We start from the raw sequence: 21,489 nt of genomic DNA on the forward strand, positions 1-21,489 counted from the left end.
CCGGCGGGAGTCGCCGGAACGGGTGTGGCGGGCAGCGGGGGCGGCCTTACCGGCGTACGGCGGTGTCGCTACGGAGACGTCACGGCGACCGGGGTCCGGGGGAGGGCCGGAACGCTGGTGGGGTCGTCGAGGAGGGCGTCGCGGCAGGTCTGGAACGCGCCGCGCAGCGTCGCCTCCGTGCCGAGGACGCCGAAGGTGATGTCCGGCTGGGTGTCCGGCGCCAGGGCGCGACGTCCGGCCAGCCGGGCGTCCATGCCGGGCCGGAGCCACACGGCCCAGGTGGCGAGGTAGCCGCCGAGGATGATCTCGCCGACGTCGGTGACACCGCAGACGCCGAGGACGGCCGCGCCCAGGGCGTGCCCGGCGGCGCCGAGCGCTGCGGTCGCGTCCGGATCGCCCGCGCGCAGCCGGCGGTCCAGCTCGGCGAGCGCAGCCTCGCCTCCGCGCGCCTCGGCCACGGTGTCCAACCCGGCCGCGTGGATGAGGGGTTCGGGCCCGATGTACATCGCCAGGCAACCCCGGGTGCCGCACCGGCATTCCGGTCCGTCGAGGGCGATCGGCAGATGTCCGATCTCGCCCGCCATGCCGTGACTGCCGCTGTGCACCCGGCCGTTGACGAGCAGCCCGCCGCCGACTCCGGTGTCGGCCTTGATGTAGGCGACGGTTTCCGGGTGCCGTACGCCGTCGGCCGCGAGGGCGTGGTACTCGGCCAGGGCCGCCATGTTGGCGTCGTTGACCACGTCAACAGGGCAGTCGAGTCCGGGGAGTTCGGCGACCACCAGGGCGCGCAGGTCGGTGCTGTGCCAACCGAAGTCGATGGCTGCGGCCACCAGTTGGCCGGGTCCGACGACCGGTCCGGCCATGGCGACGGTGAGTTGGGCGAGATGGGCGTCCGGTGAGGCGTCCCGGACCGCGGCCCCGGCCGCCCGCGCGACACATCCGATGACCGCGGCCAGAGCGCGCGGATCGCCGTACGGCGCGTGGTGCGGCGCCGACTCGCGGTGCAGGACACGGCCACGGAAGTCGGCCGCCATGACGTGCACGGACTCCAGGGTCACCTGCGCGGCGAGGATGACCACGCGCTCGGGCACCAGCCGCAGCAGCCGCCTGGGGCGGCCCCGCCCGCCGGACGGAACCGAGCCCGCCTCGCGGACGAGGCCGCGGTCGATGAGTTCCGCGACGAGCGCCGTGACGGAGGCGTGCACAAGACCGGTCCCGGCGGCGACCTCGGTACGGGCGCAGGGACCGTGGGTGTCGAGGTACCGCAGCACCAGGGCCAGGTTGCGGCGTCGTACGTCGGTCGAGTCGGCGGGGGCGTTCACATGCACGATTGTGCCTCCGGCGCTGTGTGATCCGGTCAGGGTGGCCAAGATATATTTTTTCGAGTCTTGAAATAAATAAATGGGCGAGGTCATACTCCCGACACCGGCAACGAAGCCGGTCCGTCCCCGTGGAGGCGTCCTTGTCCGCTTCGACCTCTTCCGCCCCCGCCACATCCCGAACGGACGACACCCTGGGCCGCTCCCAGGTCAACGTCCTGATGTGGTCGATGGGCGCGGGATTCGCCGCTCTCTACACCGCCTACGCCGGCCTCGTCGTGGTCCTGCTTCCCACCCAGATCCAGAACCTCGACGCCGCCACGAAGGAATCGAACCTCGCCCTGGTCACGATGACCTCGTCCATCGTCACGCTCTTCGCCCAGCCGATCATCGGCGCCGTCTCCGACCGCACCCGGGGCCGCCTCGGCCGCCGCACCCCCTGGATGCTGTTCGGCGCCGTCGGCGCGGTCCTCACCCTGCTGGCCATCTCCCACGCCACCACCCTGCTCTGGCTCACCCTGCTGTGGGTCGCCGTCCAGGTACTGCTGAACGTGGTGCAGGCCCCGCTCACCGCCGTCATGGCCGACCGTGTGGCTCCCCGCCGCTTCGGCATCGTCTCCGCCTTCGTCGGCCTCGGCTCCAACCTGGGCGCCACCCTCGGCGTGATCCTCGCCGCCCGCTACGCCGGACGCCTCGGCCTCGGCTACGGCGTCATCGCGGCCGTCGTCCTGGTGACGGTGCTCGCGTTCGTCCTCCTCAACCGCGACCGCACCCGCCCCGAGCCCCCGGAGCCCTTCTCCTGGCGGGAGTTCCTCACCGGCTTCTGGGTCTCCCCGCGCCAACACCCCGACTTCGCCTGGGCGTTCGTGGCCCGCATGACCTTCATCCTCGGCTACTGGGGAGTCGCCACCTACCAGCGCTACGCCCTCCAGGACTACGCCGGCCTGGACGGCGACGCGGTGGACAGCGCCCAGCAGCTGATGTCCGTGCTCGCCCTCGTCGGCACCCTCGCCGCTGCCGTCCCGGCCGCGAAGATCTCCGACCGCACCGGCCGCCGCAAGATCTTCGTGATCGGCGCGTCCGTCCTGCTCGCCCTGTCCATGGCCATCCCGCTGCTCAGCCCCACCCTGCCCGCGATGTACGCCTACGCGCTGGTCAGCGGAATGGGATTCGGCACGTACATGTCGCTGGACATGGCCCTCATGACCGAGGTCCTGCCCAAGGGCTCGGCCGCCGGCAAGGACCTCGGCATCCTCAACATCGCCACCAACATCCCCCAGGCCCTGGGCCCGATCATCGCCTCCGTGCTCATCACCTGCTTCGCCGCGGGCAGCGACAAACTGCCGGGCTACCGTGTCCTGTTCGCCTTCGCCATGGCCGTCGTACTGATCAGCGCGCTCGCCATCCGGCCGATCAAGAGCGTCAAGTAGCAGGCCAGGCACGAAACTTCGACCATCACCTGTAACTGCACATCTCCACAAGGAAGTTGCTCCGTGCCCCAGTCCGTGATCGCCGCCACGTCCCAGGGACCCGTCCTCGGGACGTGGCGGCACACCACCGCCCGCTTCCTCGGCATCCCCTACGCCAAGCCCCCGGTCGGCGACCTCCGCTTTGCCGCCCCCGTCCCGCCCGAGCCGTGGACCGAACCACTCGACGCCACCCGGTACGGGCCCACCGCGCAACGCCGCCCCTTCATCCTCGACGGCCCCACCACCATCCCCGAACCCTCGGTACCGGGCGACGGTGTCCTGAACCTCAACGTCTTCACCCCTGCCCCGCACCCGGGCACCGGCCTGCCGGTCCTCGTCTGGATCCACGGCGGCGGCTACGTCGCCGGATCCGCCGCCAGCCCCTGGTACGACGGCTCGGCCTTCGCCCGCGACGCAATCGTCCTCGTGTCGATCGGCTACCGGCTCGGCATCGAGGGCTTCCTCCACCTCGACGACGCCCCCGACAACCGTGGTGTGCTCGACTGGATCGCCGCACTGACCTGGGTACGCGACAACATCGACGCGTTCGGCGGCGACCCCGCGAAGGTCACCATCGCCGGACAGTCGGCCGGCGGCGGCGCCGCACAGACCCTGATGGCCACCCCCGCCGCACACGGACTCTTCCGCGCCGCGATCTCCCAGTCCGGCGCCGTCAGGTCCCCCCAGCGCCGACGCGACGCACTCGCCGACTCGGCCCGCCTGACCGAACGGACGGGTGTCCCCGCCCTGGCGTCAGCGCTCCGCGACCTGACCGTTGACGAACTGCTCGCGCTTCAGGACGCCTTGGCCACTCCTGAGGCCGGACTGACGCTGGCGCCCTTTGCCGACGGGGAGTTGATCCCTGTCCCGGTGGCTGAGGCTTTCACCGATGGCAGCGCCGCCGCCGTCCCGCTGTTGCTCGGCTTTACCCAGCGGGAGTTCAACCCGCCGGTCGGGAGCGGTTCGGCAGAGGCTCCCGCACCGGCCGAGGCCGTACAAGCCGTGCTGGCCGCACATGGGCTGCCCCCGGAGGCCGTGGCCGCCTACGCCACCCTCCACAACGACCACGACCCGGCGCAACGCGTGGGCCAGGCCCTGACCGACGCCATCTTCCGGGGCCCTTCACTCGCCCTCGCCGAAGCCCGCGCACACCACGAACTCCCCACCTGGCTCTACCACTTCACCTATGGAAGCGCCGCCCACTGCGTCGAGATCCCCTTCGCGTTCGACCTCCTCGACGCCGAGCGCGTCACGGCCGCGACGGGCCCGCGTCCGCCTCAGTCCCTCGCCGACGCGATGCACGCAGCCTGGGTCGCCTTCGTCCGCGACCTCGACCCGGGCCCCGAGTGGCCCCGCTACACCGACAAGCGCCGCACCACGATGACTTGGGACACCGCCCCGCACATGCTGGACGACCCGCTGAGCGCGGAGCGCCGCATCTGGACCACATCGCCGACCACTCCTTGAACCGGCTGGACCTCCGCTGCCGGGCCGGGCCGGTACGCCCTTCGACCTGCCCGCCTCGGCGGAGGAGGTTCGGTGCGGAGGGGCGGGCCGCCCTATGCTGCGGCGGGGCGACGGGAGACACGTATGGACAAGCCCGGCATGAGGGCGCCGGTCAGAGTCAGAGGGATGCTCGGCGTGGTCGTGACTGTGACATTGGCGGCGTCGTGCGCGCATCAGAACCCGGCGCCGGTGAAGGAGCCCTCTGGGGCTGCCTCCGCCGCACCGCAATCCACGGTCTACGCCTCCAAGTTGCAGAAGAGCGACCTCCCTTGGAGCGGCAGTCCAAGCCCGTACGACGCCGAGGTGAAACTCGGTGACGGCCGCCGCGTGGCCCTGCACTACCGCAGGGGCAAGGGGCTCGTCGAGCAGCACTACAACCCCCGGGCGAAGGCCTGGACCGAACCGAGGGTCATCTACCGCACCAGGACCGACGCATGCCAGGGCATCCACCTGCGCACCAAGAACGGAACCGTCGCGGCCATCGCGGACTTCGGCCCCTACTGCTACGACGGCGAGCCCCCGACCGAGTCCATCGCGGCCGTCGCCACCGACGGCCTGACCGACTGGAGCGTCAACGTCACGAAGAACTTCGACGGTTGGGAACGGGCCTCCGTCTCCGACGACGGTCAGCAGGTCGTCTTCGGAAGGGACACCACTCTTCACTGGAGTCGGGCCGGCGGGTTCGAGCGTCGGTGAGCCCGTTCGGCGGTGCTTCACATGAGTCAGACGGCGAGCTTCTTTCGGGCAGCGACAGCCTGCTTCTGCACATAGGCGTCCGGGTCGTGAGCGAGGAGATCCAGTACGGCCAGGGGTCGCCGGTTCGGGGGCGGGGAACCGGCTCAGGGAGATGGCGACCCACGCCCGCACGTCGGTGTTGTCGTCATCGGCAAGGCGGTGGATGGCCGGCAGGGTCCTGGGCTGCTGTGTGAAACCGAGAGAGCTCAGGGCGCTCATTCGTACCCTGGCGCTGGGGTCCGCGAGCAGGGTCGTCAGCAGTTCGCGTTCCAAGTCTGCGATCTGGTCGAGGTCGGAGTCGGGGTCCGCCAGCGCGGCGGCAAGGGTGTCGAGCTGTGCGGCGGTGTCGCTCACGAGGAGGTCCTCCAGCGCGGGGCGTCGTTGTCCGGCTCGTCGGGGCTGGCGAAGTGGAAGGGCACGCCGAACTGCTCGGCCAGGGCACGGCCGACCGTCTCCGCTTCCCTCGCTTCGGGCCATGGCGGGACTGCGCCGTTGAACAGTCGCAGGTCACCGCCGTGCCGGACGGTGGCGAGCCGGTACTCGGCGACCGGGGCATCCGTGAGCGCGATCAGGTCCACGTACCAGCCGTCGCTGTCGCCGTCCCACAGCGCCTCGAAGGCCACCGTCCGGCCGGGCAACGCCTCGACCTGCTCCGTGAGTGCCGTCAGGTCCAGGGGCGGGGTGGGGCGGCGCTCGAACCGCTGGCCCAACTCCCGGTAGCGCTCTGCCACCACGTCCAGGGTTTCGTACAGCCCCGGCCTGGATTCGGCCGGGAACGCCTCACGCACACGGGCAACTGCCGCGATCCGGTGGTCGCGCCGGATCAGACCGTCCACGGTGGAACGCTCGGCGGCCGACAGCGTGGCCCATATCGGGGAGTCCATGACCGTATTCAAGCCGTACCTTCCACCCCACTCGACACCCGCCCCCAACTGCCCATCCGCAGAAAGGGCTTGCCGACGTCCCCCGGAGGCTGGCACGATCGCCTCCTCCATCACTCCGGACAACGGAGGGTGGCCGTCGAGGAGGTCCGGTGTCCAAGCGGTGGCTGTTCCTGTCGGCGGCCGCGGTGCTCATCGTCGTCTCGCTGGCCCTGGTGCTCCTGCCCGGAGACAAGAACGGCGAGGACGTGAAGACCGAGGCGGGACCCGCCGCCACCGCACCCGCCGCCACCCGATCCGTGACGAACTCCCCGTCCGCGACCGGCACTTCGACCGCCTCCGCATCCCCCTCCGCGCACGCGACCGACGCTTCCAAGAAGCCGTCGACGACATCGTCCGCCCGTCCGTCCGCCACCACGTCGGCCACGAAGTCCCGTCAACAGGCCGCCGGTACCGCCTCGTTGGCGGGACGCATCCGGCCCGGCGTCACCTACCGCGGTGTCGCCACCTTCTACGACGCGGACGGTGGCGGCGGCGCCTGTCTGTATGACACGGGCGACGACGTCCTGACCGGCGCGATGAACACCACCGACTACGAGTCGTCCAAGGCCTGCGGGGCGTATGTGCTCGTCCACGCGGCCGGCGGCGCCACCGTCACGGTCCGGATCACCAACGAGTGCCCGGGGGACTGCGCACCGGGTCAGATCGACCTCAGCGCGCAGGCCTTCGCCAAACTCGCCAGCCCTTCGGCCGGCCGGATCCCGATCACCTGGAACCTGGTCAGCCCCAGCACCTCCGACACGATCTCGATCCGCTACAAGACCGGGTCCAGCCGCTACTGGTGCGGTATCCAGGCGATCGGCCACCGCAATCCACTGGCCCGCCTGGAGGTCCTCGCGGGCGGCACCTGGCGTCAACTGCCGCGCGCCAGCTACAACTACTTCCTCTCCGAGAGCGGCAGCGGCTGCGGCGGCGCGATCAGGCTCACCGACATCTACGGCGAGCAACTCACCGTCCCCGCACTCGCGGTGCGCCCCGATGTCGTACAGGCCACGCGCCTCCAGTTCGCCAAGCACTGAATCAGCGCTCTCGCCCTCTGGCGGCGCTGAAACCGAGCGAGGCGGTGAACAGGGCCTGAACCACGGCGATCACGGCGGACAGGTCCCACAACCGTAGACGACGCCGAAGGCAATACCCGTCAGGGCCGCGCTCACCGGCACCGCGAGTGCCGTCCACAGCAGACGCACGGTCCATCTCCGGCCGGTGGCGCTCACCGGTCGCCGGTGTTCGGACGACCCGGCAGCAGGCGGAGCGCCTCCAGCAGCGCCAACTCCTCCGGTGTGTAGGCGTCGTCGTCTGCGACCGAGGAGGAGGCCCAGTCCGCGATGACTTGGCGGAACCGCTCGGTGCGTTCCTGGTCGATGACAGGGGTCGGCGGATTCTCGGCGAGCAGACGGGCGACCCCATCGCGGAGGATCTGAGGGTGTTCGAAGCCGGATTTCGGTTCGGCGACCCGGCGTGCGGGCAGCTCTGTGAGCCCCGTCAAGTGGTCCTCCGCTCCGGGCGGGTGCGGGCCGGTCAGCAGCAGCCCGCCGGCGGTCGCCCGCCGGGCGGTCTCCGGCGGCGCGTCACGCAGCACCCGCGCCACGAGGTCCACCACCGGCTGATAGGCAGGGGCTACGACGGCACGCAGTTCGGTCGGCGACAGGGCGACCTCGACCGGCTGCCGTGGGCCGGGGGTGTCGTCGGTGATCAGCGATCCGTGGACGGACATGGGGACGGGCACCTTCGGCGACGGCGCGAACGCGCCGCCGTGGACGACGGCGGACCACGCCGTCTCCAGGCCGAGGTCGAGGCGGTGACCGTCGCGCACATGCCCGATCACCGCCTCGGCCAGGCCTCGCACGCCACCGGTGGCCAGACCGCTCGCGATCACCTCACGCCCGGCGACGAGGGCGACGGAGGTGTGTACGGCGTCCTGGTGCACCACGACACACGCGGCCGGCTCCGGGTCCGCGCCGAGCAGGGCGGCCACTGTCTCGTCCACCACGGTGACCACCGCCGCCGGCCACTGCTCCCGGACCGTGTCCACGGCCGGCTGCACCCCAGGGTGCGCACCGGCTCCGGGTGCGACGAGAACCACCGACCCGATCGGCGGCCACAACTGGGACGCCTTCGGCACGCCGACCGCGAGCAGTTCCGCCGCGAGCGAGGCATCCGAGCCCGGGCCCGGATTCCAGGCCAGCTCCAACACCACTTGTGAGTAACGGGCGTTGTGCCCCGTCCGCTGTATTCGTATCTCTTCCAGAGCCCACCAGAGCACGCCGCCACCCCCGCACCGTTGTTCTGTGCGGCGATCTTAGGTGATTGGCGACATACCGGCGGTCGTACCTGTGTGGTCCGGCAGTGGTGCGGCGCGACCGCCCGGAATCCGCCTTCCGCAACACTGCCGACACAGCTTGGTTTCCGTAGGTGCTACCGGCGGTAACAACTGAGGTGTCGCGGCACGCTCCACGTGTCGGACACACCTCCCGCACCTCCCGTACCTCATTCGGAAGGCACCAATGGAGAACTCGACGTCCCCCACGGCGATCAGCAGACGAAGAGCCTTGACGGTGGCCGGTGGCGTCGCCGCCGGCGCTGCCCTCGCGGCGCACGCGGTACCGGCGTTCGCGGCCGGCACCTCGGACGCCGACGCCATCGTGGTCGGCCACGGTCTGGCCGGACTGGTCGCGACGGCCGAACTGGTCGCCGCCGGAAAGAAAGTGCTGCTCCTGGACCAGGAGCCCGAGTCCAACCTCGGCGGCCAGGCGTTCTGGTCCTTCGGCGGACTGTTCCTGATCAACTCCGACGAGCAGCGGCTCATGGGCATCAAGGACTCCCAGGAGCTGGCCTGGCAGGACTGGTTGGGCACGGCCGGCTTCGACCGCGGCATCGACGACCCGACCGGCCAGGACTACTGGGCCCACAAGTGGGCCGAAGCGTATGTGGACTTCGCGGCCAACGAGAAGCGGTCCTGGCTCTACGGCCTGGGCATCCGCTGGTTCCCGATCGTCGGCTGGGCCGAGCGCGGCGGCGGCCTCGCCGACGGACACGGCAACTCGGTGCCCCGCTTCCACGTCACCTGGGGTACCGGCCCCGCCGTGGTCGAGCCGTTCGAGAAGCAGGTGCGGGCCGGGGTCGCCGGCGGCAAGGTGGTCTTCAAGTTCCGCCACCAGGTCAACGAGATCGTCCGCACCGGCGGCGCCGTGACCGGGGTCCGCGGCTCCATCCTCGAACCCAGCACCGCCCAGCGCGGCAAGGCCACCTCCCGCACGGTGGTGGGCGACTTCGACCTCAAGGCCCCGGTCGTGATCGTCACTTCGGGCGGCATAGGCGCCAACCACGATCTCGTACGGCAGAACTGGCCTGCCCGGCTCGGCCCCGCGCCCAAGACCATGATCACCGGTGTGCCCGCCTACGTGGACGGCCGGATGCTGGGGATCACCTCGGCGGCGGGCGGCCGTATCGTCAACCCCGACCGGATGTGGCACTACACCGAGGGCCTCAGGAACTACGACCCGATCTGGCCCAACCACGGTATCCGCATCCTCCCGGGCCCGTCCTCGATGTGGTTCGACGCCAAGGGCAAGCGGTTCTCCGCCCCCGACTTGCCGGGCTACGACACCCTCCACACCCTGGGCTCGATCACCGCCAGTGGCTACGACTACTCGTGGTTCGTCACCACGAGCAAGATCATCGCGAAGGAGTTCGCGCTCTCCGGGTCCGAACAGAACCCGGACCTCACCAACAAGGACATCCTGATGCTGCTCTCGCGCATCTGGCAGACGCCGGAGCCGATCGAGAAGTTCAGGAAGAACGGCGTCGACTTCATCACCGCCACCACCCTCTCCGAACTGGTCCTCGGGATGAACAAGCTCACCGGCGACGGCCTCATCCAACTCGCCGACCTCCAGCGGCAGATCGAGGCCCGGGACCGGGAGATCGACAACCCGTACTCGAAGGACGCCCAGGTGATGGGCATCCGCAACGCCCTTTCCTACACCGGCGATTCACTCAGCCGCACTGCCGCGATCCACAAGATCCTGGACCCGGCCGCCGGACCGCTGATCGCCGTCCGCCTCAACATCCTCACCCGCAAGACCCTCGGCGGCCTGCAGACCGACCTCTCGGGCCGTGTCCTGGACGCCGGCGGTACGCCAATTCCGGGTCTCTACGCGGCCGGTGAGGTGTCCGGCTTCGGCGGCGGGGGAGTGCATGGCTACCGCTCGATGGAGGGCACCTTCCTCGGCGGCTGCCTGTTCTCCGGCCGCCAGGCGGGCCGCGCGGCGGCGGCAGCGCTCTGAGTGGTATGGCCGCTCGCCAACTGTCGGCAACTCGGGTGCTCCCCAGCCGAGTTGCCGACACGTCGGCCGAGGGCGAACGGCAACTCCGCTGCCAGCACGCCGAGTTGTTGCTTCTCCGTATCCGTCGGCGCCCGCCGCCCGGTGTCGACGAGCGGCGCGCCCCGGTCGGAGAAGGACGCGGGGAACACGGCCTTGGTGATCCGTTCCAGCAACTCGCGTGCCCCCGCAAGTGATTCGGCGGACGGCCCCGCCACGTCCACTCCGGGACGTACGCGGAGAGGTAGTCATCTGCGGTGAGCACCTGATCCTGCGTGCTCACCCCCAGGCCGGGGTCGGCGTGCCGGACAATGAGCGCGTCGAGCGGACCGTGTCACGTGATCCGGCGGTGGATGTCCGCCAACAGGTTGCGCATCGCGATACGGAAGAGCTCGGCCTGGTGCCCGCCGAGGAAAGTGGTGTGTCCGAACACCTCCAGGGCGACGAGCCCGTGCAGGTGTCCCCACGCGCTCATCAGGAGGGCGGTCGCGGGCGACGGCAGATGTCCCTGGCCGTAGTGCGGCAACTGCTCCAGATACCCCCGGAGTTCGGGTGAGAGCGCGGGGGTGTCGGCCGCGGCGAGCTGTTCCGGGGTGAATTCCTCGAAGAGCTCGCGCTCGAAGATCATGCTCATCCGGCGTGTGGCCTGGGTGGTCGGACCGTCGGCCGGTGCCGCGTAGTCGCGCAGCGGTGTGCCGTAGAGGAGTTGGAAGTGCTCGGGGTGGGCGATGCCCCACCGCCGGTAGCCCTCGGCCGCCCGCACCAGGCGGGGCAGGTCCGGGTCGTCCGCCGGGGTCTCGACGGCGGTCTGCACGGCGTCGGCCAGGTCGTCGTACGCCTTGGTGACGAGGACCGTGATGAGGGCGTCCCGGTTCGGGAAGTAGTGGTAGAGCGCCTGCACGGTCATGCCGAGGCTGCGGGCGACCGCGCGCAGGGACAGGGCCGCGGGGCCGTGTTCGGTGAGGTGGCGCTCGGCGGCGTCCACGATCTCCTGGGTGGCCGCGGCCCGGCGTCGCTCGCGCAGGGAGGGTAGGGCGGTCGTGGCTTCGTCGGCGGGCATGCGTTCACCGTACGACCGCAACTCGCGCCGGGGAACGTGAAGTTGCAAAGTGTGAGGAAAATCTAACACTGCCAAATCTTCTTGCTCCTCACTAGCGTCGTGTGCGGCGACGAAGAATGCCGCATTGGTCAAATCCGGCTGTTTCGCGCCTTTTCCGACGTATGGACAGCAAAGGGGAACGGGCGTGTTTGAACGTATGGCCGAGCTGGTGATCCGCCGGTCGCGGCTGGTACTCGTGGTCGCCGTCGTGGCCGTGGCTCTCATGGGGGTCCTGGGCGCCGGCGCGTTCGGCAAGTTGCTGGGAGGCGGCTACGACGACCCGTCCTCCGCGTCGTCCCGGGCCGCGAAGGTCATCGACCAGAAGTTCGGCGGGGAGACGAATCTGGTCCTGCTGGTCGATGCCGGTGAAGGGCGCGTCGACGCGCCGGCGGCGCAACAGAGCGGCCGGGCGCTGGTGGCCGACCTCAAGAAGGAACAACGCCTTGAGAACGTGATCTCGTTCTGGGACACGTCCAGCCCCGACCTCCGTTCCAAGGACGGCCGCGAAGCCGTGGTGCTCGCCCATGTGAAGGGCGACGACACCGAGCGGGACAAGAACGCGAAGAGCGTCATCGACGCCTACGCCGGACCGTACAAGGGCACCCTCACGATCCGGGCGGGCGGCGGCGCCGCCGTGACCAGCGAGATGGGCACCCAGTCGGCCAAGGACCTCGTCCTCGCCGAGTCCATCGCCGTCCCCCTCACCCTCGTGCTGCTCCTGCTCGTCTTCGGCAGCGCGGTCGCCGCACTGCTGCCGCTGGCGATCGGAACCATCGCCATCGCGGGCACGTTCGCGGAGCTGTTCCTCCTCGGCAGCGTCACCGACGTCTCCGTCTTCGCGGTCAACCTGACCACGGCACTGGGACTCGGCCTCGGCATCGACTACGCGCTGCTGATGGTCAGCCGGTTCCGGGAACAACTCGCGACCGGGGCGAGCGTGGACGACGCCGTACGGCGGACAGTGAGCACCGCGGGCCGTACCGTCGCGTTCTCCGCCGCGACCGTCGCGGCGGCGCTCGCGGCCTTGCTGGTGTTCCCGCAGTACTTCCTGCGCTCCTTCGGCTACGCCGGGGTCGGCGTCGTCGTCATCGCGGCCGTCAGCACCCTGTTCGTCATGCCGGCCCTGTTCGTCGTCCTCGGCCACCGCGTCAACGGCGGACGGCTGCCGTGGGCGAACCGTGGCCGCTCCGGCGCCCGGGCACCCCTGTGGGGACGGCTGGCCCGCACCGTCATGCGGCGGCCCGCGCTCACCGCGCTGCCCGTCCTCGCGGTCCTGCTGCTCGCGGCGAGCCCGCTGCTGGGCATCACCTTCGGCACCCCGGACGAACGCGTACTGCCCGAGAACGCCGCGAGCCGACAGGTCTCCGCCGTACTGAGGGAGAAGTTCAACGGCAGCGACGACGCGGCCCTCCACGTCGTCATCGACTCACCCGTGAACAAGAGCGCGCTCGGGGTGTACGCGGGCCAGCTGTCGGGGCTCGATGGAGTCGTCCGAGTCGAGACCAGCGCCGGCACCTACGCCGCAGGACAGTCGACCGTGACCGACCCCGGCAACCCCGCCCTCGGCCGCCCCGACGCACAGCAGATCAACGTGGTGAGCACCCTGACACCGAAGTCCGACGCGGCCCAGAGCCTGGTCCGGGAGGTACGGGCGGTCGCCGTGCCCGCCGGAACACAGCCCCTGGTGGGCGGAGTCGACGCCGTCCTGGTCGACTCCAAGCACTCCGTCGGCAGCCGGCTCCCGCTCGCCGTGGCCCTCGTCGCCCTCACCACCTTCCTCCTGCTCTTCCTGTTCACCGGCAGCGTCGTGCAGCCGCTGCGCGCACTGCTCCTCAACATGATCAGCCTGGGCGCCACCCTCGGCGTCATGACCTGGATCTTCCAGGAGGGCCATCTCTCCTCCCTGCTCGGCTTCACGGCGCAGCCGATGGACGTCTCCATGACCGTGCTGATGTTCTGCATCGCCTTCGGCCTCTCGATGGACTACGAGGTCTTCGTCACCAGCCGGATCAAGGAACTCCACGACCAGGGCGCCGACAACGAGTCCGCCGTGACCAACGGCCTCGGACACACCGGACGCATCGTCACCGCCGCGGCCTGTCTGCTCGCGGTGAGCTTCTTCGCCTTCGGGACGGCCGAACTCAGCTTCATGCAGCTGTTCGGCCTGGGCAGCGGACTGGCCATCCTCATCGACGCCGTCGCCGTACGCGGTGTCCTCGTCCCCGCCGCGATGCGGCTGCTCGGCCGCTCGGCCTGGTACGCGCCCGGCTTCCTGCGCCGGTTCCATGCACGGTTCGGCCTCAGCGAAGGCGGCACCGCCCCGGCAGCCGCGCCCGATCCGATCGTCAGGGGCGCATCCGAAGTGCATTAGGGCTAAGTTGATTAGAGCTAATGCACTTCGGCCGGAAGGAGCCCGCCCGTGGACCTGCGGCAGCTGTTCGACGACCTGGTGCGTTTCGAGACGGACCTGTGGAACGGGATCGACGCCCGGCTCCGCAAGGACTGCGCTGTGACCCTGGGCAGCCTGAACGTGCTGCTCGTCGTCGAACGCGCGGGCTCCTGCCGGGTCAACGACATCGCCGCCGCCCTCTCCATCACGGTCGGCGGCGCGAGCCAGGCCGTCGACCGGCTGGAGAAACTGGGCCACTGCGCACGACGGCCGCACCGCACCGACCGCCGCTCCTCGATCGTCGAACTGACGACGGCCGGGCGGGACTTGGTGAACGCAGCCGGTCCCGTCTTCGACCGGGAGCTCGCGACCTGGCTGGCTCGTCCGCTCCCGGACACGGCACTCGGCCACCTCGCGAACGCGCTCGCCGTGCTCCGCGCCGCCGGCCCGCATGCCCCGGACGGGCCAACACCCCTGACGAAGGAGACCAGATGAGCCCCGCACAAGCACGAGCAGTCCGCTTCGACGATTACGGCGACCGCGACGTCCTGCACGTCACCGAGGTGCCGATGCCCAGCCCCGCCGCAGGAGAAGTCCTCGTCGAGGTGCGGGCGGCCGGCATCAACCCCGGTGAGGCGGCCATCCGTTCGGGCGCGATGCGCGAGCTGTTCCCCGCGACCTTCCCGTCCGGCCAGGGCAGCGACCTCGCCGGAATCGTCACCGAGCTCGGCGAGGGCGTCACCGACTTCGGCCTCGGCGACGAGGTCCTCGGCTTCTCCTGGCAGCGCTCCAGCCACGCCACCCACGTCGTCGTACCGGTGACCCAACTGATCCCCAAGCCGGACGCTTTGAGCTGGGAGGTGGCCGGCGCTCTCTACGTCGTCGGCTGCACCGCGTGGGCCGCCGTCGACGCGGTGGCCCCCAAGCCCGGCGAGACCGTCGCCGTCTCGGCCGCCGCCGGCGGAGTGGGCACCGTCACGGTCCAACTCCTCGCCGTACGAGGCGCGAACGTCCTCGGCATCGCCTCACCCGCCAACGCCGAGTGGCTCTCCGCCCACGGCGCCACGCCGGTCCCGTACGGCGACGGACTCGCCGACGCCCTCACCGCGGCGGCACCCGACGGGATCGATGCCTTCATCGACCTGTTCGGACCCGACTACGTCCAACTCGCCGTCGATCTCGGCATTCCCCGGGACCGGATCGAGACGATCATCTCGTTCCAGAAGGCGCAGGAACTCGGCACCAGGAGCGCGGGCAGCGAAGGCGCCTCCACCCGCGAGGTCCTCACCGAAATGGCCGACCATGTCGCCGCCGGCCGTATCGAGATCCCCGTCGCCGCCACCTATCCGCTCGACCGCGTCCGCGACGCGTACGCCGAACTCGAACAGCGCCACACGCGCGGAAAGATCGTCCTCATCCCCTGAACTGCCCCTGAACCGAGGTCACTTGCTGTCGCGTAGGGTCGACGTGGTCCTGCCGGTGCGTTCGCGCAGCAGCACGCGCAGGGTGTTGGGGTGCTCGTAGCCGACCCTCCTGGAGATGGTCTCCAAGGAGAGGTCGGTGGTGCGCAGCAGATGGGAGGCGCGTTCGATCCTCAGGTCCTGGACGAACCGGATCGGCGACGTCCCGACGGTCCGCCGCACGGCACGCTGCAGCGTCCGCTCGCTGACCCCGATGGCCCTGGCCGCCGCAGGGATGCCGATGGGCTCGGTCAGATGCTCACGGGTCCAGAGTTCGAAGGCCGCGACCGTGGGATCGCTCCGGGCCAGGGCACTGGGAATCGTGTACGCGGCCTGCGAGGAGCGTTCGTCGACCACGAGATAGCGGGCGACCAGGTCGGCGAGCGCGGGGCTGGCCGCCCGGACGATCGCCAGCGCGAGATCGACATGACCGAAAGCCGCACCGGCGGTGATGACACCCTCGCAGTCGATGACCATCCGGCTCTGATCCAGCTCGACCTTGGGATACCTGTCCCGGAACACGGGCGACAGCCACCAGGACGTCGTGGCCCGCAGCCCGTCCAGCACCCCCGCCTCGGCCAGCAGGAAGGTACCCGCACATGCCGAGGCGACGGTCGTCCCCGTGCGCGGGCGCGCACGACCAAGTCCCGGACGGGCCGGGACACTTCGCCGCCCGCATGGTCGAGCAGCGCCGAGGGATCGTTCTCCCGGAGCGCCGGTACGACCAGGAGGTCCGCCGTGTCCGCCAGTTCAAGCGGCTCGGGCGCCACGAGCAGTCCCGCCCGGGTCTGCACCCTCGGGCCGGGGCCGACGAGGGTGACGTCCCAGGTGGCCGACGACTCGTGGAGCTGTCCGCCCAGCGCGTTGGCGTTGTTCAGCACGTCCAGGACGGCCGAGAGCCCCGAGTCGAACACCCCGTCGTAGACGACGACCGCTACCTTCATGGCGGGAACGCTGTCAACCGTGTCGTTTCCGCCGCTGATGTGATCACCGATCACCGCCATAGGTTCGAGGTGCGCCGGAAATCCGGCGCCCTGGACGTATGCACAAGGAGTGGTGACATGAAGGTCGGTCTGCTGGTACGCATCGAGGCCGAGCCGGAGCACGCCGACGAGGTGGAGGCCCTGCTCCGCGGTGCCCAGGAACTCGCCGAACAGGAACCGGGCACGGTGACGTGGTTCGCGTTCCGCGAGAACGCCACCACCTTCGGGGTGTTCGACACCTTCGAGGACGAGCAGGGACGGCAGGCGCACCTCGTCGGTCAAATCGCCGCCGCTCTGGGAGAGATCGCACGGACGAAGCTCAGCGCGCCGCCGGTGATCGTCCCGGTCGACCTGCTGGGAGCGATGGTCTCCTGAGAAGGTCTCCTGAGCCGGACGCCTCAGCGGCGCAGTCCCAGTGCGTCCCGCCCGGCGTAGCGTGCCTGGGTGCCCAAGTCCTCCTCGATACGGATGAGTTGGTTGTACTTGGCGGTGCGGTCGGCGCGGGACAGGGAGCCGGTCTTGATCTGGCCGCAGCCGGTGGCGACGGCGAGGTCGGCGATGGTGGTGTCCTCGGTCTCGCCGGAGCGGTGGGACATCACGACGGTGTAGCCGGCCCGGTGTGCGGTGGCGACGGTGGCCAGGGTTTCGGTCAGGGTGCCGATCTGATTCACCTTCACCAGGATCGAGTTGGCGATCCCGTCCCGGATACCGGCGCTCAACAGCGTCTCGTTGGTGCAGAAGACGTCGTCGCCGGTGAGCTGGCAGCGCTCACCGAGCCGTGCGGTCAGGTCGCGCCAGCCGTCGTGGTCGTCCTCGGCCATCGGATCCTCGATGGAGGCGATGGGGTAGCGGTCGACCAACTCGGCCAGATAGTCGGCGTGTTCGGCGGGGGTACGGCGGACGCCCTCGCCCGTGTAGTCGTAGACGCCGTCGCGGAAGAACTCCGAGGTCGCCGGGTCCATGACGAGGGTGATGTCGGTGCCGGGCTTGTAGCCGGTGCGTTCGATGGCGTGGAGGACGAAGTCGAGGGCCTCGTCGGCGGTGCGCAGGTCGGGGGCGAAGCCGCCCTCGTCGCCGACGTTGGCGCTGTGGCCTGCGGCGATCAGGTCGCGGCGCAGAGTGTGGAAGACCTCGGAGCCCATGCGGACGGCCTGGGCGAAGGTGGCGGCGCCGATCGGGGCGATCATGAACTCCTGGAAGTCCAGCGGGTTGTCGGCGTGGGCGCCGCCGTTGACGATGTTCATCATCGGCACCGGGAGCAGGCGGGCGTCGACGCCGCCGATGTAGCGGTACAGGGGCAGCCGGTGGGCGGCTGCGGCGGCCTTGGCGGTGGCCAGGGAGACGCCGAGCAGGGCGTTGGCGCCGAGGCGTGACTTGGTGTCGGTGCCGTCGAGTTCGATCATCGTGTGGTCGACGATCGCCTGGTTCTCGGCGTCGAGTCCGGTCACGGCGTCCGCGATGGTCTCGTTGACGGCGTCGACGGCGCGGCGGACTCCCTTGCCGTGGAAGCGGGTCGGGTCGCCGTCGCGCAGTTCGACGGCTTCCCTGGCTCCGGTGGAGGCGCCCGAGGGTACGGCGGCGCGGCCGAGCGACCCGTCCTTGAGTTCCACGTCCACCTCGACGGTCGGGTTGCCCCGGCTGTCGATGATCTCGCGTGCGACGACCCGGCTGATGGCGGTCACGGTGCAACTCCTCACGCAGGGCCCGCGTTCCGGACGTCGGCGGGCGGTAAGTTCCGTCATGAAACAAAGTGAGTCCTGAAAGAGAACCTACTATGGGCGCATGAGGATGCACAACGCCGACGAGACCTGCGGCATCGCCCAGGCCGCCGTGGTCCTGGGGGACTGGTGGAACGTTCTGGTGCTGCGGGAGATCGCCCGCGGCCATGTCCGTTTCGACGCGCTGGCCGCCGGGATCGGCCTGTCCCGGAACGTCCTGACCGAGCGCCTGGGCCGGCTCGTCGCGAGCGGGGTGCTGCTCCGCAGGCTCTATCGGCGGCGGCCGGTGCGCTACGAGTACGTGCTCACCGATGCCGGTCTGGCCCTGCTGCCGTTGCTCGTGGCGATGCAGGACTGGGGCGACCGGTGGATGCTCGGCGACGGCACCCTCACCGCGACCGTGGCCGAGGACAGCGCCGAACACACTCGCGTGCACGCCCTGCCCGGCACCCGCCTGCCCGATGACCTCCAACTCCCCGGCATCCAGGGCGCGGACCTGCCGGTCGTGTCACCGGAGGCCGCAGCGACCGTGCTGTTCACCTACCCGGGCACCGGCATCGACTGGGGCGAGCCACCGATCCCCGGTGCCGAGGGCTGCACATTGGAGAACCGCCTCTTCCGTGACGCCTGGCCCGACTTCCGCCGGGCGGGTGTGGACGTGCGCGGAGTCAGTACCCAACTCCCGTACGAGCAGGCGGAGTTCGCCCGCGTCGAGGAGATCCCGTACCCGTTGCTCTCCGACGCGGCTCAACAACTCGCCGCTGCCCTACGCCTGCCGACGTTCCGCGCGGCCGGCCGACTGCGGCACAAACGGCTGATCCTGATCCTCGACGCCGAACGGACCGTACGACACACGCTGTTCCCGGTCACCGACATCCCGCGCGCGGTCGCTGAGAGCCTGCGTCTGGCCGCCGACTGCGCCCGGTGACATCCGCTACGCCAAACCCCCGTTGCTCAGCAGGAGTTGGCCGTTGATCCACTGGCCTTCCGGTGAACAGAGGAAGTCGACGAGGTGGGCGGTGTCCCGTGGAGTGCCGAGACGGTTGAGCGGTGTCTGCCGCAGGACCTCCGCTCGCCCCTCCTCCGTCATCCAACCGGTGTCCACCGGGCCCGGGTTGATGACGTTGGCGGTGATCCCGAGGTGGGCGAACTCGTGCGCGGCGGCCAGCGTGATGCGGTCCAGGGCGCCCTTGCTCGCGCCGTAGGGGAGGTTGTGCACAGTGTGGTCGCTGGTGAGGGCGATGATCCGGCCGGTGCCCGGAGTGGCGGCGAACCGTCGGCCGTACTCGCGGATCAGCAGCCAGGTGGCGCGCGCGTTGACCGCGAAGTGTCGGTCGAAACTCTCGACGGTGGTGTCGAGGAGGCCGGAGTCGACCGACTCGCAGTGGCACATCACCAAGGCGGTGACGCCGCCCGCCCCGCCTCCGATCTCGTCGAAGACACGGGCCGGGGCGTCCGGGTCGGACAGGTCCGCCTCGACGGCCATGGTCGCGGCGCCGAGTTCCTTGAGCGTGTCGGTGATGGCCGACGCCGCGCCGGACTCGACACCCCAGGACATGCGCTCGTCGTAGGGAGTCCAGTAGGTGAAGGCGATGTCCCAGCCCGAGGCCGCCAGCCGACGTGCGATGCCCGCGCCGATACCGACGGTGCGCCCCACTCCGGTGACGAGCGCGAGCGGGCGGATGGACGGGTGATCGGTGCTCGTCGTCATGGTCCGAGATCGTTCATGACGGATGCGGCATCGGCAACTGCCTTTTCCTGGAGGCTCGCGGGGGCGGGGTGTGTGCCCGTCGGCGTTGAGTAAAACGAACGATGCGTTCACTGTCTCCCTCGGGTTCGGATGACCGCCGACGCCGTCGTCTCCTTCGACCCCGCACTCGCCGCCGAGCTCGCCTTCCGCGCCAAGCGGGCGGGCCAACTCACCTCCAAGATGCGGTTCCAGACGGCCCAGCTCGACGCGTACCTCACCGACGGTCTGTGGCTGCGCAACGCCCGCCGGGCCAACGAGATGGCCACCCGTCTCGGCGACGGCCTCAAGTCCATCGCCGGTGCGGGCCTGTTGGCCACCCCGCAGGCCAACATCCTCTTCTGCCGTCTACCCCAGCACGTGACCGAAGGACTCCTCGACGCGGTCCGCCGCCTCAGGCGGTGACGAGTGGCTTGAGCGGCGGTGCGAGGGTCGGCAGGGCGGTGTGCAGGTTCCGGGTGACCTCGGTCAGGTCGGCGATGAACATGCCGGCGAGTTCGGTGGTGAACCCGGTGCGCACCACCAGCCGCAGGACCGAGACGTCCTGGCACGGGGCGGGGAAGCTGTAGGCGGGCAGATGCCAGCCGCGGGCACGCATGCCGTGGGAGACGTCGAACACCGTGAAGCCCTGTGTGCCGGGGGTCAACCGGAAGGCGAATGCCGGGAGTTCGGAGCCGTCCGTGATCAACTCGTAGGGGGCGACGGCGCGGATCCGCGCGGCAAGGGCGCGGGCGGTGGTCCGGCTCTGGGCCGCCAGGTCCCGCAGCCCCTCGAAGCCGTAGCGGAGGAAGCTGTAGTACTGCGCGACGACATGCGCCCCCGGGCGGGAGAAGTTGAGCGTGAAGCTGGGGGAGCTGCCGCCGAGGTAGTCGACCTCGAACACCAGGTCGTCCGGCAGGGCTTCGGCGTCGCGCCACAACGCCCAGCCCAGGCCCGGGAAGACGTGCCCGTACTTGTGTCCCGAGGTGTTGATGGAGGCGACCCGTTCGAGCTGGAAGTCCCACATGAGGTCCGGGTCGAGGAACGGGGCGACCATGGCGCCGGACGCGCCGTCGACATGCACGGGGATGTCGGTGCCGGTGGCGGCCTGGTATCCGTCCAGGGCCATGCAGATGTCCGCGACGGGCTCGTAGGAGCCGTCGAACGTGGAGCCGAGGATGGCCACGACGCCGATGGTGTTGTCGTCGCAGTACGCGGTGAGCGCGTCGGCGGTGAGGTGGTAGCGGCCCGGCTCCATCGGGACGTAACGCGGCTCCACCTCGAAGTAGTTGGCGAACTTCTTCCAGCACACCTGCACGTTCGCGCCCATCACCAGGTTCGGCCGCGCGGTGTCCTTGCCCTGGGCGCGCCGGCGTTCCTGCCAGCGGCGCTTGAGCGCCAGTCCGCCGAGCATGGCCGCCTCGCTGGAACCGGTCGTCGAGCAGCCCCGGACCTGCTCCGGATGCGGTGCGTGCCAGAGCCGCGCGAGCATCCGTACGCAGCGCTCCTCCATGGCGGTGATCTGCGGGTACTCGGCACGGTCGGCGAGGTTCTTCTCGGCGGTCTCCGCCATCAACTCCCTTGCCTGCGGCTCCATCCACGTCGTCACGAAGGTGGCGAGATTGAGGCGTGCGTTGCCGTCGAGCATCAGCTCGTCGCGTACGCGGCGGCAGATCAGGTCGGGCGAGGACGACGTCTCGGGCAGTTCGTCGACCGGCAGCAGGAGGTCGGCGGCGGCCGGCTGTCCGGCGCGGCGGGAGACGGTCCGGGTGTCGAACTCGGCTTCGGGCATGACGGCGGTATGCGGGATGGGCATGAGTGT

At 70.2% G+C, this 21,489-nt stretch carries 19 protein-coding genes and 2 pseudogenes; 12 read left to right on the forward strand and 9 right to left on the reverse strand.

Annotated elements, in window-relative coordinates; genetic code table 11:
- Positions 1-68 precede the first annotated feature (68 nt).
- Entirely contained in the window at positions 69-1,322 is a 1,254-nt protein-coding gene (locus OC490_RS32335; protein WP_262061570.1) for an ROK family transcriptional regulator, read from the reverse strand.
- A gap of 140 nt (positions 1,323-1,462) precedes the next feature.
- Between OC490_RS32335 and OC490_RS32340 the strand changes: the two genes are divergently transcribed.
- From OC490_RS32340 to OC490_RS32350, 3 genes are all read left to right on the forward strand, one after another.
- Positions 1,463-2,749, forward strand: a complete 1,287-nt coding sequence (locus tag OC490_RS32340) for an MFS transporter (protein WP_262061571.1) — start codon at positions 1,463-1,465, stop codon at positions 2,747-2,749.
- A 63-nt stretch (positions 2,750-2,812) separates the two neighbouring features.
- Complete coding sequence (locus tag OC490_RS32345) at positions 2,813-4,255, forward strand: carboxylesterase/lipase family protein (RefSeq protein ID WP_262061572.1); 1,443 nt, start codon at positions 2,813-2,815, stop codon at positions 4,253-4,255.
- 228 nt (positions 4,256-4,483) lie between these two features.
- A complete protein-coding gene (locus tag OC490_RS32350) occupies positions 4,484-4,990 on the forward strand; it encodes a hypothetical protein (protein ID WP_262061573.1) in 507 nt (168 codons plus the stop codon).
- 135 nt (positions 4,991-5,125) lie between these two features.
- On the opposite strand, the pseudogene OC490_RS49630 reads toward OC490_RS32350, so the two are convergent.
- A pseudogene (locus tag OC490_RS49630) lies at positions 5,126-5,383 on the reverse strand (HEAT repeat domain-containing protein); the annotation flags it as partial.
- Positions 5,380-5,913: a hypothetical protein gene (locus tag OC490_RS32355; RefSeq protein WP_262061574.1), complete on the reverse strand. Its 534-nt coding sequence runs from the start codon at positions 5,911-5,913 to the stop codon at positions 5,380-5,382. The pseudogene OC490_RS49630 and the gene OC490_RS32355, both read right to left, overlap by 4 nt.
- A 149-nt stretch (positions 5,914-6,062) precedes the next feature.
- On the opposite strand from OC490_RS32355, the gene OC490_RS32360 reads away from it, so the two are divergent.
- Positions 6,063-6,989: an RlpA-like double-psi beta-barrel domain-containing protein gene (locus tag OC490_RS32360; protein WP_262061575.1), complete on the forward strand. Its 927-nt coding sequence runs from the start codon at positions 6,063-6,065 to the stop codon at positions 6,987-6,989.
- A 191-nt stretch (positions 6,990-7,180) separates the two neighbouring features.
- Here the strand turns inward: OC490_RS32360 and OC490_RS32365 are convergent, their stop codons facing one another.
- On the reverse strand, positions 7,181-8,164 hold the full coding sequence (locus tag OC490_RS32365) for a rod shape-determining protein (protein WP_262061576.1): 984 nt from the start codon (positions 8,162-8,164) through the stop codon (positions 7,181-7,183).
- 310 nt (positions 8,165-8,474) lie between these two features.
- Between OC490_RS32365 and OC490_RS32370 the strand changes: the two genes are divergently transcribed.
- Positions 8,475-10,256, forward strand: coding sequence for an FAD-binding dehydrogenase (locus OC490_RS32370; RefSeq protein ID WP_262061577.1), 1,782 nt, complete (start codon positions 8,475-8,477; stop codon positions 10,254-10,256).
- Between the two features lie 370 nt (positions 10,257-10,626).
- Here OC490_RS32370 and OC490_RS32380 read toward each other — a convergent pair whose 3' ends face one another.
- Entirely contained in the window at positions 10,627-11,352 is a 726-nt protein-coding gene (locus OC490_RS32380; RefSeq protein ID WP_262061578.1) for a TetR/AcrR family transcriptional regulator, read from the reverse strand.
- Positions 11,353-11,536: 184 nt separating this feature from the next.
- Here OC490_RS32380 and OC490_RS32385 point away from each other — a divergent pair, with 184 nt between their 5' ends.
- Genes OC490_RS32385 through OC490_RS32395 form a run of 3 tightly spaced genes read left to right on the forward strand, consistent with a single transcriptional unit; the run spans position 11,537 to position 15,204 of the window.
- Positions 11,537-13,762 carry an MMPL family transporter gene (locus tag OC490_RS32385; protein WP_262061579.1) on the forward strand — a complete coding sequence of 742 codons (2,226 nt, stop codon included), beginning with the start codon at positions 11,537-11,539 and terminating at the stop codon, positions 13,760-13,762.
- 48 nt (positions 13,763-13,810) lie between these two features.
- Positions 13,811-14,275, forward strand: coding sequence for a MarR family winged helix-turn-helix transcriptional regulator (locus OC490_RS32390; RefSeq protein WP_262061580.1), 465 nt, complete (start codon positions 13,811-13,813; stop codon positions 14,273-14,275).
- Entirely contained in the window at positions 14,272-15,204 is a 933-nt protein-coding gene (locus tag OC490_RS32395) for an NADP-dependent oxidoreductase (protein WP_262061581.1), read from the forward strand. The genes OC490_RS32390 and OC490_RS32395 overlap by 4 nt, the downstream gene beginning before the upstream one ends.
- Before the next feature lie 18 nt (positions 15,205-15,222).
- Here OC490_RS32395 and OC490_RS32400 read toward each other — a convergent pair whose 3' ends face one another.
- On the reverse strand, positions 15,223-15,807 hold the full coding sequence (locus OC490_RS32400; protein ID WP_262061582.1) for a GlxA family transcriptional regulator: 585 nt from the start codon (positions 15,805-15,807) through the stop codon (positions 15,223-15,225).
- A gap of 171 nt (positions 15,808-15,978) precedes the next feature.
- On the opposite strand from OC490_RS32400, the gene OC490_RS32405 reads away from it, so the two are divergent.
- The gene (locus OC490_RS32405) at positions 15,979-16,164 is read left to right on the forward strand and encodes a hypothetical protein (RefSeq protein WP_262061583.1); all 186 of its coding nucleotides are present in this window, start codon (positions 15,979-15,981) and stop codon (positions 16,162-16,164) included.
- A 137-nt stretch (positions 16,165-16,301) separates the two neighbouring features.
- Positions 16,302-16,598 (forward strand): putative quinol monooxygenase, encoded by a 297-nt coding sequence (locus OC490_RS32410; RefSeq protein WP_262061584.1) that lies wholly within the window; start codon positions 16,302-16,304, stop codon positions 16,596-16,598.
- A 23-nt stretch (positions 16,599-16,621) separates the two neighbouring features.
- On the opposite strand, the gene eno is transcribed toward OC490_RS32410, so the two are convergent.
- Entirely contained in the window at positions 16,622-17,905 is a 1,284-nt protein-coding gene (gene eno / locus OC490_RS32415; protein WP_262061585.1) for a phosphopyruvate hydratase, read from the reverse strand.
- 100 nt (positions 17,906-18,005) lie between these two features.
- On the opposite strand from eno, the gene OC490_RS32420 reads away from it, so the two are divergent.
- The gene (locus OC490_RS32420; RefSeq protein WP_262061586.1) at positions 18,006-18,869 is read left to right on the forward strand and encodes a winged helix-turn-helix transcriptional regulator; all 864 of its coding nucleotides are present in this window, start codon (positions 18,006-18,008) and stop codon (positions 18,867-18,869) included.
- 6 nt (positions 18,870-18,875) lie between these two features.
- Here OC490_RS32420 and OC490_RS32425 read toward each other — a convergent pair whose 3' ends face one another.
- Positions 18,876-19,652, reverse strand: a complete 777-nt coding sequence (locus OC490_RS32425) for an SDR family oxidoreductase (RefSeq protein WP_262061587.1) — start codon at positions 19,650-19,652, stop codon at positions 18,876-18,878.
- Between the two features lie 129 nt (positions 19,653-19,781).
- Between OC490_RS32425 and OC490_RS32430 the strand changes: the two are divergent.
- Positions 19,782-20,066, forward strand: a pseudogene (locus tag OC490_RS32430) (low specificity L-threonine aldolase); the annotation flags it as partial.
- Positions 20,067-20,082: 16 nt separating this feature from the next.
- Here OC490_RS32430 and OC490_RS32435 read toward each other — a convergent pair.
- The gene (locus OC490_RS32435) at positions 20,083-21,483 is read right to left on the reverse strand and encodes a glutamate decarboxylase (protein WP_262061588.1); all 1,401 of its coding nucleotides are present in this window, start codon (positions 21,481-21,483) and stop codon (positions 20,083-20,085) included.
- Positions 21,484-21,489: the final 6 nt, after the last annotated feature.

The sequence above is a fragment of the Streptomyces sp. STR69 genome (genome assembly GCF_024519455.1).
Classification (GTDB): Bacteria; Actinomycetota; Actinomycetes; order Streptomycetales; family Streptomycetaceae; genus Streptomyces.

What these genes read in the sequence shown, in the direction of transcription:
- OC490_RS32355 (WP_262061574.1), bottom strand. Translation starts at nt 5,913, where the DNA reads ATGGACTCCCCGATATGGGCCACGCTGTCGGCCGCCGAGCGTTCCACC.
- OC490_RS32395 (WP_262061581.1), top strand. Translation starts at nt 14,272, where the DNA reads ATGAGCCCCGCACAAGCACGAGCAGTCCGCTTCGACGATTACGGCGAC.
- OC490_RS32420 (WP_262061586.1), top strand. Translation starts at nt 18,006, where the DNA reads ATGAGGATGCACAACGCCGACGAGACCTGCGGCATCGCCCAGGCCGCC.
- OC490_RS32380 (WP_262061578.1), bottom strand. Translation starts at nt 11,352, where the DNA reads ATGCCCGCCGACGAAGCCACGACCGCCCTACCCTCCCTGCGCGAGCGA.
- OC490_RS32425 (WP_262061587.1), bottom strand. Translation starts at nt 19,652, where the DNA reads ATGACGACGAGCACCGATCACCCGTCCATCCGCCCGCTCGCGCTCGTC.
- OC490_RS32410 (WP_262061584.1), top strand. Translation starts at nt 16,302, where the DNA reads ATGAAGGTCGGTCTGCTGGTACGCATCGAGGCCGAGCCGGAGCACGCC.
- OC490_RS32435 (WP_262061588.1), bottom strand. Translation starts at nt 21,483, where the DNA reads ATGCCCATCCCGCATACCGCCGTCATGCCCGAAGCCGAGTTCGACACC.
- OC490_RS32370 (WP_262061577.1), top strand. Translation starts at nt 8,475, where the DNA reads ATGGAGAACTCGACGTCCCCCACGGCGATCAGCAGACGAAGAGCCTTG.